9 protein-coding genes and 1 other RNA gene are annotated in these 13,519 nt (G+C 62.9%); 3 read left to right on the forward strand and 7 right to left on the reverse strand.

Features of this window, described 5'->3' with window-relative positions; translation table 11 throughout:
• The first annotated feature begins 488 nt into the window (after window positions 1-488).
• A complete protein-coding gene (locus XaFJ1_RS14615) occupies window positions 489-1,106 on the forward strand; it encodes a glycoside hydrolase family 25 protein (protein WP_080928228.1) in 618 nt (205 codons plus the stop codon).
• A gap of 4 nt (window positions 1,107-1,110) precedes the next feature.
• On the opposite strand, the gene XaFJ1_RS14620 is transcribed toward XaFJ1_RS14615, so the two are convergent.
• The 6 genes from XaFJ1_RS14620 to aroE form a co-directional block, all read right to left on the reverse strand.
• A non-coding RNA gene (locus XaFJ1_RS14620) (sX9 sRNA) lies at window positions 1,111-1,186 on the reverse strand.
• Between the two features lie 398 nt (window positions 1,187-1,584).
• Entirely contained in the window at window positions 1,585-3,159 is a 1,575-nt protein-coding gene (locus tag XaFJ1_RS14625) for an SDR family NAD(P)-dependent oxidoreductase (RefSeq protein ID WP_012917459.1), read from the reverse strand.
• Window positions 3,160-3,429: 270 nt separating this feature from the next.
• Window positions 3,430-3,987, reverse strand: a complete 558-nt coding sequence (locus XaFJ1_RS14630; protein WP_012917460.1) for an ankyrin repeat domain-containing protein — start codon at window positions 3,985-3,987, stop codon at window positions 3,430-3,432.
• 73 nt (window positions 3,988-4,060) lie between these two features.
• Window positions 4,061-5,584, reverse strand: a complete 1,524-nt coding sequence (gene katB / locus XaFJ1_RS14635) for a catalase KatB (protein ID WP_012917461.1) — start codon at window positions 5,582-5,584, stop codon at window positions 4,061-4,063.
• Between the two features lie 343 nt (window positions 5,585-5,927).
• On the reverse strand, window positions 5,928-8,057 hold the full coding sequence (gene dinG / locus XaFJ1_RS14640) for an ATP-dependent DNA helicase DinG (protein WP_012917462.1): 2,130 nt from the start codon (window positions 8,055-8,057) through the stop codon (window positions 5,928-5,930).
• A 22-nt stretch (window positions 8,058-8,079) separates the two neighbouring features.
• Window positions 8,080-8,928, reverse strand: coding sequence for a shikimate dehydrogenase (aroE, locus tag XaFJ1_RS14645; protein WP_012917463.1), 849 nt, complete (start codon window positions 8,926-8,928; stop codon window positions 8,080-8,082).
• Window positions 8,929-8,980: 52 nt separating this feature from the next.
• On the opposite strand from aroE, the gene XaFJ1_RS14650 reads away from it, so the two are divergent.
• A complete protein-coding gene (locus tag XaFJ1_RS14650) occupies window positions 8,981-9,880 on the forward strand; it encodes a TolB family protein (RefSeq protein WP_012917464.1) in 900 nt (299 codons plus the stop codon).
• A gap of 153 nt (window positions 9,881-10,033) precedes the next feature.
• Here XaFJ1_RS14650 and XaFJ1_RS14655 read toward each other — a convergent pair whose 3' ends face one another.
• Window positions 10,034-12,538, reverse strand: a complete 2,505-nt coding sequence (locus tag XaFJ1_RS14655) for a PepSY domain-containing protein (RefSeq protein WP_045757054.1) — start codon at window positions 12,536-12,538, stop codon at window positions 10,034-10,036.
• 201 nt (window positions 12,539-12,739) lie between these two features.
• Here XaFJ1_RS14655 and XaFJ1_RS14660 point away from each other — a divergent pair, with 201 nt between their 5' ends.
• Window positions 12,740-13,495: a DNA/RNA non-specific endonuclease gene (locus tag XaFJ1_RS14660; RefSeq protein ID WP_012917466.1), complete on the forward strand. Its 756-nt coding sequence runs from the start codon at window positions 12,740-12,742 to the stop codon at window positions 13,493-13,495.
• Window positions 13,496-13,519 lie beyond the last annotated feature (24 nt).

Below are 13,519 nucleotides of genomic sequence, written 5' to 3' on the forward strand. Positions count from 1 at the left end.
AATTTACCCGTGGCACCCGGCACATCCTCAGTCGCCCGAACTCCTGACAATGTGCGTACATGAAAGCTTACTTTCCCGCTCCCCCTTGGCAAAGTAGCCGGCGGCTTTTTTAGTGTGTCGCGCTCCTCGGTGACCCGGCGCAGCTCGGCCTTCAGACGCAGAGCCTCGGCACTTGGACCGACTTCAGACCGCTGCACGACACCCGACTTACCGAACTTGCGCAGCGACAGCTCCGAATTCAACACTCCCCATGATCATGCGATGTCTAGGAAAAAATGGATGATTCAACACTTCACTGGCAAGTTATAGAGGAAAAATTCTCTTCGATCACCCCAGCGAAGTTATCGCAATGTGAATTCAAAGTGATTTTCCGCCAATTAATTTTGATGTTTATCTTGGAATTTTAAAAATTTTCCTAGTCGGCATCTATTCAAATTTCCTGGGCTATGCTTATCACCCAACCGCTTATAAAATCAAGAGGATTTGACATGTACAGCAAAGGCATTGATATTTCGCATAAAAATGGAAATATAGATTTTGAAAAAGTTGCAGATGCGGATGTAAATTATGTTTTTATGAAAGCCACAGAAGGTGGAACATATCAGGATCCAAACTATGGGCTTTATCGTGGCAATGCATTGTCTGCAAATTTGCGGCTCGGGACTTATCATTACTTCCGTGGATTGAGTAGCACCCCCGAAGAGCAACGGGACAATATCGTTTCAACACTTAGCAAAAATGATTTCGACGCATCTTGCGAACATTTCGCGATAGATGTGGAGCTCACCGGTAATGAAAATGCAACGCCGGAATTGATGGCCGACAACCTTTATGCATTGCTTCAGCTACTCGAAAACGAGGCAATACTTGGAGGCAAAAAACCACTGATTTATTGCGCAGCACGCTTCTGGGACGAACATGTGGCTGGAGACAAGCACGATTTTAGTCAATATCCATTATGGGTTGCCAGCTGGGATGTCGATCAACCTAGAATCCCGAAGGTGTGGAGTGATGCTGGTAAAACCTGGTCGATCTGGCAGTACACCAGCAAAGGAAATGTTCCTGGCATTAGTGGTGACGTAGATTTGGATCATGTCCAACTCTAAGAGTGGCTAACAAAACGTCGTGAGCAGCCGCCACTAGGGTGCGGACAGCGCGCAGGAACCGCAGTGTACGCGTGGTACATGAGGATTCCGAGCACCGTCCGCGCCCGCTTGGCGGCTGCGCAGTAGTTTTGCGGTCTACTCTAAGGCAAGGATTCGAACAATATGCCAAGCCGATCGCAGGCCGGCGGCATCAATATAGATGGCTTATAATCAAATTTCATGCACAACGTCCTGCAATCACGCCGTGTGGCTGCATGGGAAATCAAAAGCAGTAGCGTCATTTGATCTCTGAGTCTTAACATGCTGCAAATCGGGATCGGCAACCTGCAAGCATCCGTTGCCAGACAGACGTCCCCGAGTCCCGAGCAGCATCCGGATTTGGAATCCAATTCCTAAAGAAGCGCTTTTCCGAATAATAGATCATCGGCTTCCTGCACGAGGCGGAAGCAACGCTTCAAGTCATCGGCAAACTGGCGCGTTACCAATCAGTCGGCGCGTAATCCTTGAGAAACTGGCCCCAAACGTGCTCACCGGTGTTGAAGCCGTGGATGATGGGATCGACGATGCGCGCCGCACCATCGACGATGTCCAGCGGCGGATGGAAGCGTTCCTCGTGCACCTTGCGCGCAGCGATCTCCGCCGGATCCTCATCGGTGACCCAGCCAGTGTCCACGCTATTCATGTGGATGCCATCGTTGTGGTAGTCCGCCGCCGACGTGCGGGTCATCATGTTCAACGCGGCCTTGGCCATGTTGGTATGCGGATGCCGGGTCGTCTTGAAGTTGCGATAGAACTGTCCTTCCATCGCCGACACGTTGACGATGTGCTTGTCGCGCTCGGGCGTGCGCAGCAACAGCGGCTTGAGCCGCGCATTGATGACGAACGGCGCAATCGCGTTGACCAACTGTGTCTCCAACAGTTCCACCGACGACACCTCAGCCAAGAGCAGACGCCAGGAATTGCGCCCGCGCAGATCCACCTGCTGCAGATCCTGGTCTAGCCGCCCTTCCGGAAACACATGCTGTTGGCCGAGCAGATCGTCGGCCAGCAGCGGCATCTGCGATAACGCCGCTGCATGCAACAAGCCATCTGTACCACTGAGACCATACCCGGCACTAGTCTGCAGCGTGGTCGCCGACACCGCCGGCAGCAGTTCCGGGCCGCGCAACCCTTCGTAACTGCCGACCAACCGGCGCACGTGCTCGGGCAATTCTTGCAGCGTGGCGGTTTCGCCAGCCATCATGTGCGCATAGAACTGCGGTGGTCGACGCACGGTCTGACACGCGTTGTTGATGATGAAATCCAGACGCGCACGGGTGGCGAGCAAGTGGCTACAAAACGCCTCAACGCTGGGCGTGTGGCGCAGGTCCAGGCCGAACACCTGCAGCCGATGCCCCCAATCGGCGAAATCCGGCTCTTGCGCATAGCGCGCAGCCGAATCGCGCGGGAAGCGTGTGGTCACGATCAACTCGGCACCGGCACGCAGCAGTTTCAATCCAGCCTGATAACCGATCTTGACCCGTCCACCGGTCAACAGCGCCACGCGTCCGCGCAGATCTGCCGTTTCGGTGCGCTTGAGGTAATTCATCTCGGCGCAGGGCGGACACATCTGGTCGTAGAAATGATGCAGCTGGGTGAACTTCTGCTTGCACACATAGCAGTGACGCAACTCGGGCGATTGCGGCGCAGGCTCTTGCGCAACAGCCTGCACGCAACTCAGCGCAGTGGGCGACTGCGGGGGAAAATAGTTAGGCGTACTGAACACCGGTTTGCGGCGCAACGCGCGGATACCGGTCTGCTCCAGCAACGCCTCGGCCTTGCGCACTTTCTCCTGATGGCGTTCGCGCGCCTGTTGCTTGAGCAACTTGCGCCGTGTCTTGGGTTCGGGATGGAAAACCTTGGCCACCGCCTGATGCAGGCGCACGCGCTCGGCTTCGGGCAGGGCATCGAGGACAGTGCGGTCGGCCTCGATGGCGTCGAGCAATTCCAGGGTGATGCGCAGGCGCTCGGATAAGGGCAGCTCGTCGGTGGAAGCAGGGGCGTTGGTGTTCAAGACAGATCCGGGGTGGGCGACGGCGAACCGTGGCAAAGGCCGGCACGATGCCGGCATGGGTAACGCGCTACCGCGTTGCACACCAACCCATCATCGCAAGCGGGAGGCGTAACAGCGCAGATAGCGACGACGCGTGGCCAGTGGAAACCGGCCACGTCGGTATTTTCGCCGATCCGAGGGGCCCGATGCCATGCCGCCCTTGCCCATCGCGGCATGGGCTGCGCCCGCCGATGCGCCAGCCGACGGCGCACCAGCCCAATCGCGGTTCGCTCAACGCGCAGGTAACGGCGCGAATTGGCCGTGCCGCAGTTTGGCCACGTCGTTGCCCTGCGCGTCCTTGGCCTGCAGGTCGGCGCCCTTGGCAGCGAGTTCCTTCAGCACCTCGGTGCGCTGGAACAATGCTGCGTACATCGCCGCGGTCTGTCCTGCGTTGTTGCGCTGGTCCGGTGCGCAGTCGGCTTGCATCAGGCGCTTGGCAATCGCCAGTTCGCCTTTGAAGATCGCGCCCATCAGCGCGGTGTTACCGCGCTTGTCCTGTGCGCACGGGTCGGCGCCAGCGCGCAGCAACTGTTCCACCGCTGCCTGATGGCCGTGGTAGGCGGCCAGAATCAGCGCGGTATACCCCTTGTCGTCGCGAGTATCGAGATCGTAGTGGGCACGGATGAATTCGGCCAGCATGTCCTGCCGGCCTTCGCGTGCGGCGTCGAAGAAATAATCGCGCAGTTGCGCCTGGATCCTCGCCGGATCCGGCGGCACAAGCGCAGGAGGTGCGGCGGTGGCGGTCGCCACAGTGACCAGGCTGACCAAGAGAACAGCAAAACGGCGCATATTCGGTCTCCGTCTCGGTGAAAATGCGCAACGCGTGCGGCGGGGAAGTGCCGCCGCGCTGCGCGGTGAACGCTCAGTCCTGCAACTGCGCGGCCAACTGTTTGACCCGCGCCAGATCGCCCTTGGCGACACGCGTCACCCCTGTGCCATAGTCCGGGTCGGCCTTGTACAGGAACGACAGCATGATGTGCTTACTGGCATCGTCGGTTCCAGACAGCGATTCGCCGAAGCTCTGGATCAGATCCTGTTGCTCTTTCTTGCTATAGCTGCGGAACAGGTCGCCGGCCTGTTTGAAGTTCTGCTCGCGGGCGATCTTGGCCTGTTGGGTCGTACCGGAAAGCGGCAGTTGGCTATAACGGGCATTGGGATCTTGCGGACGCGGAGCGAGCCGGCTCGGTTCGTAGTTCACCGCGCCGACGGTGCTGCCGGCGTTCATCGCACCGTCCTGATTGCCGTTGTTCACCGGCACCCGCGGCCGGTTCACCGGCAGGCTCAGACCATTGGTGCCAACCCGGTACAACTGGGTATCGGCATAGGAGAACAGTCGTCCTTGCAGCAGCCGATCTTCGGAAGGCTCGATGCCGGGCACCAGATTGGCCGGCGCCATCGCGACCTGCTCGGTTTCCTGGAAGAAATTCTCCACGTTCTTGTTCAAGACCAACTGGCCGATCTTGCGCTCGGGTATACCGGGCCAGATCTTGGTCGCATCCAACGGATCGAAATCGAAGCTGGCCAGGTCTTCCGGCTTGAGCACCTGGATGTACAGATCCCACTTTGGATAATCGCCACGCGCGATCGCCCCGACCAGATCATTGGTCAAATGGCTGTAGGCCTTGCCCTGCATCGCAACGACCTGCTTGGGATCGAGATTGCGAATGCCCTGCAACGACTTCCAATGAAACTTGACGTAATGCACCTGACCTTGCGCGTTGACCAGTTTGTAGGCGTGGACGCTGTTGCCATCCATGAAGCGATAACCGGCCGGCGTGCCTTCGTTGGAGTACAGCAGGGTCAGCGTGCGCGTGGCCTCGGGCACGTGCGAGAAGAAATCGAAGCGACGCGCGTCATCGTCCAGATTGGTGCGCGGATCCGGCTTGAATGCATGCACCATGTCGGGAAACTTGATCGCATCGCGGATGAAGAAGGTCGGAAAATTGTTGCCGACCAGGTCCCAGTTCCCCTCGCGGGTGTAGAACTTGGTCGCGAAACCGTGCGGGTCGCGCATGGTTTCCGGCGAATGGTTCCCGTGCACGACCGAGGAGAAGCGGACGAACACCGGCGTGATCTCGCCCGGCACGAATACCTTGGCCTTGCTCAGGTCGGAGATATCGGCTGTGGCGGTGAAAATGCCACGCGCCCCAGTGCCGCGCGCATGCACCACGCGTTCCGGGATACGCTCGCGGTCGAAGCGCTGCAACTTTTGAATCAATTGCACATCTTGTAGCAGGGTCGGGCCATTGGGACCGGCGGTCTGCGAGTTCTGGTTGTCGCCCACCGGCGCGCCGTTGTCGCGGGTGAGCGTGGACTGCGCGGCTCCCGTCGAAACGATCAGGAACTGCGACAGCAAGACGATTATCAGCAAGGGAACAGTGCGCATGGCATCGGCTCGCGTTTGGGGAATTGCAGCATCGCAACGCCTTCGCATGCAGAGAATTCGTTCGTTGCAATCGCTGCCATCGACACGTTCAATCCATGCACTACAACGTGATGGCGATCGCCCTTGAAACGCATAATTCGCCATGAATTACAGCAAGTAGCACGCTATGACGATCGCCACGACGATGCGCATTGACATCAAAATGTAGACGCCACAACGCCATCTACCGTGCTCAAACAACTCGAACAACGGCACGCGCAGACCGGCAACGCGTTCGGCTGCAACACGATGGTGAAGCGAGGTGTCGCTACATTCCTGCCGGCGATGTCTATCGCGGCGTTATCTAGCCGATCACCCGCTTGAACGGCGGCAACGCATCGATGATGCGTTTGCCGTAGCGCTTGGTCAGCAGGCGCGAATCGAGAATGATGACGCGACCATGGTCGCTGGAGGTGCGGATCAGGCGGCCGGCGAACTGCGTCAAGGTGCGCAGTGCATGCGGCACCGCGATCAGGTTGAAAGCGTTGAGACCACGGCTTTCGAACCATTCGCCGAGGGTGGCGGTCTGTGGATCGGTCGGCACCGCGAACGGCACCTGGGTGATGACCACGGTGGTGCACGCCTCGCCGGGCAGGTCCAGGCCTTCGCCGAAGGAATGCAGCCCGAACAGGACCGACCCTTCGCCGGCGCCGATGCGGCGCAGGTGCTCGCCAATCATCTGCGACTTGGAACCCTCGCCCTGCACCAGCACCCGGTTGCGCTGCGCGATGGGCAGCAGATCGGCGACCTTGAGCATCTTCCAGCGCGAGGTGAACAGCACGATCGATCCCTTGCCCCAGTCCAGTTCACGGACCAGGTAGCGCGCCACTTCGCGCGGATGGCCATCGCGATCGTCCGGCGCCACGGGAAACGCCGGCACGATCAGTTCGGCCTGATTGGGCAGGTCGAACGGCGAGGACAGCGACACCATTTCGGCGTGGTCGGGCAGGCCGTTGTCGATCGCCAAGGACTGAAAATCGCCGCCGCCGGTGAGCGTGGCCGAGGTCAGCACCGCCGCATCCACTTCGCTCCACAACAGCGAGCGCAACACCTGCGCAGCCGAAACCGGTGAGCAATGACAGATCACGTCGGCATCGCGCGAGGCGGTGATCCAGCGCGCCATCGGCGGCTGGCCTTCCTGATCCTCGCGGCGCCAGCCCAGCCATAACCCGTACTGCTGCTCGACCATCTCCAGGGCCATGCCGAGATTCCGCTGCAGGCGTTCCTTGGCCGCGTCCTCCTGCTTGGACTTGACCACCATTTGGTGCGCGGCCTGCACCCAGTTCAGCAACGCGGCGGTGTCCTGCGCCTGCGCGTCGATCAGTGGCATCCACTCCTGCGGCAGGCGTCCGTTGGGCGCGCGCCACATCGGCGCGTCGTGGTCCGGCTCGGGTACCCACACGCGTTCGACCTCGGCACGGAACGCCTTCAGCCCCTTGACCACTTGCGCAGCCAACTCGATCGCCTCGTTGGGCAACTGCTGGCCGATGGTGTCCTTGTCGGTCAGTCGATACGCCGCAGCGATCAACGTCTGCAAGCGCCCGGTGCGTTGCGCCATCTCGTCCAACGGTAGGCTGGCGGCGCCCTGATCGATGGCGACACTGCCGATATGATGGCCTTCGTCCAGCACCAACAACATGTCCGACGGCGGCGCGATCAGCGGCTGGCCGTTGTCGCTGTCGCCCAACGCCAGCGCCGACAACAGCAATGCATGGTTGGTCACCACGATCTGCGCGTCGCGCACCTCGCCGCGCGCCTTCAGCACCGGGCACTGCGCCGCGAACGAACAGCGGCGCCCGGCGCAACCGGCGGCGTTGGTGGTGATGCGCGCACGCAGCGACGGCGGAATCGGCTCCGGCGCGGCATCCAGATCGCCGTTCCAGGTTTTTTCGGCATAGGCCTTGGCCAGCGCGCGTGCCTGCTCGGCCTCGGCTGGACTAGGCGGGCGGTCGTACAGCGGCGTCTCGTCCTCGAACATGCTGTCTTGCGCCGCTTCGCCGTGCAGTTCGGCCACATTGCGCGGACACAGGTAGCGGGTGCGCCCCTTGGCCAAGGCCACCGTGGCCTCCAGCCCGGTGGCCTTGAGGAACGCCGGAATGTCGCGTTCCACCAACTGCGCCTGCAGCGCCACCGTGCCGGTGCTGATCACCAGTTTCTTCTTGCTCGCCAGCGCGATCGGCACACCGGCGGTCAGGTAGCCCAGACTCTTACCGACGCCGGTGGGCGCCTCGGCCACCCCCACACCGCCAGACGTGCCCAGCGCGCGCGATACCACGCCGATCATCTGACTCTGCGCACGGCGCACGCGGAATCCTGGCGTATTGGCCTGCAACTTGGCGTAGGCATCGCGGATCGCCAGCTTGACCGGTTCGGTGAGCTGACGCGGAGATGGCACAGGCGCGCGCGGTGCCGACGGCGTAGGAGTTTCGGTCATCGCCGTCGCAACAGCGAAACGCTCAATTGGCGCTGACCAGCACGGCTTCGCGTTCGCGCAACGCGGCATACACCGGATCAGTCTCCGGGCGCACACCATGCCAGCCCGCGAAACTCTCGGCCGCCTGTTCGACCAACATGCCCAGGCCATCCACGGTATCGCGACAGTGCGCCGCGCGCGCCCAGGCCAGAAACGGAATCGCGACTTCGCCGTAATTCAGGTCCACCGCCAACGTCATACTGTTGACCAACGACAACGGCAGGGCGAATCCCACCGTCGGATCGCGACCGATGGTGGTGGCATTGAGGATCAGTTCGAAATCGCCCAGGTCGCGTAGGTCGTCCCAATAACGCGAGATCGCGCGGGCCGGTTCGCCCAACGCATCGATCAGGGCGTCGGCGCGTTCCGGCGAGCGGTTGACCACCACCAATCGCTGCACGCCGGCTTCCAGCAACGCCGGCGCCACGCCGCGCGCGGCACCGCCAGCGCCCAGCAGCAGGGCACGACGGCCGCGCAGGTCCAGGCCCTGGCGCCCGGTCAGGTCGCGTACCAGACCGGCGCCATCGGTGTTATCGCCGTGCCACTGCCCATCGCGGTAACTGAGCGTATTGACCGCGCCGGCGCGTTGCGCACGTTCGCTGTGAACCGCGCTAACGGCGAACGCGGCCTCCTTCAACGGCACGGTCACGTTGGCGCCGACCCCACCCTCGGCGACGAACGCGGCCAGCGCCGACGCGAACCCCTCCAGGGAAGCGTCGAGCGCGTCGTACTGCATGGCGATGCCGGTCTGCTTGGCAAACGCGGCGTGGATACGTGGCGACAGCGAGTGGGCGACAGGGTGACCGAACACGGCAAAACGGGAGTTGGGCATGGAACGCTCGTTGGTTGTTTTAGACTGGAGGCGACATTTCACGGAATTCCAGATGCGGACCCATGCTTTGCCAATCGCGCTGGCGGCGAGTTTACTCTGCGCACCGTCGGCGTTCGCGCTTTCCGAATTCGGCATGGAAGGCATGGGCGTGGTTTCCACCGCAGACGACGAGACCCGCGCCAGCGTGGCGGCCGATGGCCAGCACATCGTCTGGGCCAGCCCCGACCGTGCCGGAGGCCCAGGCGGCGGCGATCTCTGGCAGGCCGTATTGCGCGACGGCCGCTGGCGTGACCCACAGCCGCTGCCGCCGCCCGTGAATTCGGCCAGCGCCGAGACCGATCCGTTTTTCAGCGCCGATGGGCGATGGCTATATTTCGCCTCCGACCGTCCCGGTGGAAACGGCGGCAGCGATCTGTATCGCGCCCCTGTACTGGCCGACGGCCGCTACGGACCCCCGCAAAACCTGGGGCCGGCGGTGAATTCGCGCGGCGACGAACGCGCACCGACGCTCTCGCTGGACGGGACACGGCTCTTGTTCGCCAGCACAGGTCACGGCGGCGCCGGCGGCCTGGATCTGTTCGTCGCACGCCTGGACGGCCAGACGTTCGCGCACCCGCAAGCGCTGGTCGGGGTCAACAGCGCCGACGACGAGACCGATGCGGCCTGGCTGGGCGATGGCCGCGCGCTGCTGTTCGCCCGCGCACGCGACGGCCAGGCCAGCCAGGTGCTGCTCGCGCAATGCGCCGACGGACGCTATGCGTCACCGCAGCCACTGACGCTGTCGTTCAACAACGCCGATGGCCATACCGCTGGCGCCGTGCTGGATGCCTCCAAGCCAGGCGAACTGCTGCTGACCGGCAGCGCGCGTGCGCCGAAGGCCGGCAAACGCGACGTGTACCGGATGAAAACCCCGCGCGCCAGCGGCAGCGGCGACTGCATGGAAACCCGTTGACCGGCGATCGCGTCGTGGTGGATCGCTAAACGCATCGCTCCTGTCCATACCATCCGCACGCGACGCGGCGATGGCCGGCTTGCCATCCCTCACATGGCGAACGTGGCTGCATGCACAACGGCTGGCCAGACCAACAGCAACACGCCAGCCCGCTCAGTACACGTCGCGCCGATAGCGCCCGGCCGTGCTCAGCGCGTCGAGGGCGTCCTCGCCCAGGATCTCGTGCAAGGCCGCCTCCACGCCATGCGCCATGCCATCCAGACTGCCGCAGACATGCACGGTGGCGCCGCGCGCGATCCAGTCGCGCACCGTTTCGGCCGCGTCACGCAAGCGATCCTGCACATACTGCTTGCCCGCTTGGTCGCGCGAAAACACCAACTCCAGGCGTTGCAGATGACCACTGGCCTGCCATGCCCGCAGTTCATCGGCGAACAGCGCATCGTGGGCCGCATTGCGTTCGCCGAACAGCAGCCAATGCCCGTGCACGCCGGCCTGTTCGGCCTCGCGCAGCAGGCTGCGCAAGCCGGCGATGCCGGTGCCATTGCCGATCAACAGCATCGGCACAGCGCCCTGGCGGCGAAAACCAGGATTGGTGCGTACCCGCGCCCGCAGGACCGCATTCACTGGCGCATGCACACACAGCCAGCCCGACCCCAAGCCGATGCGACCGTCATCGCGCAGGCGCAGCCGCACCACCAGGTGCAGCACGCCATCGGCCAGGGTCGAGGCAATCGAATACTCGCGCAACGGCAACGGCGGCAGTGTCTCGAACCAATCTTGCAAGGCCTGCGTCGGCGCCACCGGCGGCGACAGCACCCGATCGGCCAGCGCCTGCCACAGCGGTCGCCACACGCCCTCGGCCTGCACCGGCGCATCCGCATCCAGCGCCTGTGCGGCAAGCCAGATACGCAGCGCGTCCTCGGCATGGCAAGGCTGCACTTCCAGAATGTCGCCGGCTTGCCAGTGCGCCGACGTTGGCGGCGCCAACGCGATCCACCACAGCGGTGCCCCGGCACTGCCAGGATTGAGCAAACGCCGCTCAAGCAGACGCCAGTCCAGCGACTCGGGCACCTGCAACACCGACGTCGCCATCGCCACACCGGTGAGATCGGACACCTGCCGCTGCCACTGCGCCAGTGCCTGCGGGTCGGCACGATCCACCTCCACGGTTGGGAACAGTGCCCGTGCGCCCTGTACGTCCAGCCACCGCTCCAGTTGCCGTGCAAAGCCGCAGAAGTGCGGGTAATGACGATCGCCCAGAGCCAATATCGCGTAGTCCAACTCAGGCAGCGCCTGAGCCTGACGCAACACGCGCTTGGCGAAGCCGCGTGCCGTATCCGGCGACTCACCGTCGCCGAAGGTGCTGACCACGAACAACGCGCGCTGCCGGTTGCGCAACTGCGCGGCATCCAGCTGCGCCAGCGCACGCACCTGCACCCCCAGGCCAGCAACTTGCAGGTGGCGCGCCGCCTCCCAGGCCAGGCGTTCGGCGAAACCGCTCTGGCTGGCGAAACCTACCAGCCAGTCACCGGAGCCAGTGGTCGAGGGCACCGCCAGATCGCCGCGTACGCTGCGCAACTCCCGTTGTTTACGGCGCCGGTCCAGGTACAGCATCCAGCCGGTGACGCAGAACAGCGTCATGCACAGGCTCGACAGCAGCATCGCCACTCGTCCCGGCAGACCGAAGAAACTGCCGGTATGCAGTGCAAACATGCTGGTCAGCAGTTGTCGCCCCAGCGGTTGCCGGCGGTAGTCCTGGCGCCGCTCGATACGGCCAGTGGACGGATCGATCTCCACGCTGTCATAGGCCCGGCTGTGCGGCGGGTCCGATGGCAGGTAACGCGCGATCACCGGTTGGTCGCGACGGCTGGGCAGACGCATGTCCAGATAGGCGCGATGGGCGGCCGGCAGCGTGTCCAGCGCGGCCTGCAAGCGCACATAGTCGACCAGGAGCGGCGAACCGCCGTCACCGCCCTCCTTGGGTGCCGGATCGCCCCCCAACATCGCCACCAGCCCCTGCCGGTACCAATCGTAGGACCAGTACAACCCGGTCGCCGCAGTCATCAGGTACATCGCCAGACACCAGGTGCCGGCCACCGAGTGCAGACTCCACAGGAAATTGCGTCCCTGCCGCGTCCACTCCACCACCCACCATGCGCGCCAGTTCCACCAGCGCCGCGGCCAGCGCAGGTATAGGCCGGACAGGCAAAAAAAGAACAACGCGATAACGCAGGCCCCGGTGACGGCCTTGCCGCGCTCGCCAGCGGCCAGCCGACGATGCAGGTTCTCCACGAACGCGAAGAAGCCGCTCAGACGCGGCGCCGCCACAATCGCGCCGGTGTAGGGATCGAAGTACACCCGTTCGCCCGCGCGCCCAGGCAGGCGCAGGTTCGACGGGCGCGTGCCGGTGGGATCGACCAGCAACCGGTTGGTCCGGTGCGCGCCGCCTAGATCCAGCCGCCGTGCCAGTTCCGCCAACGGCAGCGGCTGTTCGCCGGCCGCATACCGCGCCGCCGTGGCGGCCAGCGGCGGATTGACCAGACGCACGATCTCGTCCTCGAAAGCGAGCGTCGCCCCACTCAGCCCCATCACCGACAACACCAGTCCGGCACTGATACCGAGCAACCAATGCAACTGGAATAACAGCCTCTTGATCACGGCGCAAAGCGGAACGAAGAACGATCACGCATTGTAGATGAGAATGCTTATCGAATTCGAAAACTCGCTTGCACATCGCGTCCACCGTTAAGCGTGATAAATACTTTGATTTGCATTCCGACCACATCGAGCTGTCGCTAAAACGTCACCCATCCTAGTCATTTTGCTCACCTCACTTCTGAGACGAAAAGGAGGTTGCGCATGTCCGTTTTCCTGCGCAGTTGTGTTGCGCTGATGGCGCTGTCCGCAGCGCATGCGGCGAACGCCACCACCGGTTGTCCCACGCTCTATGCCGACGGCCAGGCACCGAACCTGGACGCGTCGATCAGCGCAAGCACTACCGAGGTGTGCCACACCGAATACGTCCTGCTCGCCTCGGGCGTGACCAAGGGCCCGCTGTATTCGGCCGAGCACCTGACCGACCAACAGGTCGCCGGCTCCAAGACGATCAGTCGGGTCGGCAGCTTCCACGACGAAACCGCAATCCCGGTCGCGGATCGCTCCAAGAGTTCGGACTACACCAATTCCGGCTACGACCGTGGCCACATGACCCCGGCTGGCGATGCCTCCACCATCAACGCGGAGAAGGAAACGTTCTCGATGGCCAACGTGGTGCCGCAGAACCACATGCTCAACGCCGGCGAATGGGCGCAGATCGAAGAGCAAGTACGACAGCTGGCCACGCAGCGCGGCGAAATCTACGTGGTGACCGGGCCGGCGTTCGTCAGCGGCACCCGCCGCGACATCGGCACCGACAACGTCGAGGTGCCGGACGAGGTGTGGAAAGCGGTGTACGTGCCAGGCATGGGCGCGGCCGCCTACCTGTGCGTCAACGACAGCAGCATCCATTGCGACGTGGTATCGATCAACGACTTGATCACTATAACCAAGCTGGATCCGTTCCCGTCGCTCAGCGCGAGCATGAAAGCCAATCCGATCGCACTGACTCTGCCGTGACCGCTGGGGTTGCAGAGTCGGCAG

Source organism: Xanthomonas albilineans (genome assembly GCF_009931595.1).
Lineage (GTDB): Bacteria > Pseudomonadota > Gammaproteobacteria > Xanthomonadales > Xanthomonadaceae > Xanthomonas_A > Xanthomonas_A albilineans.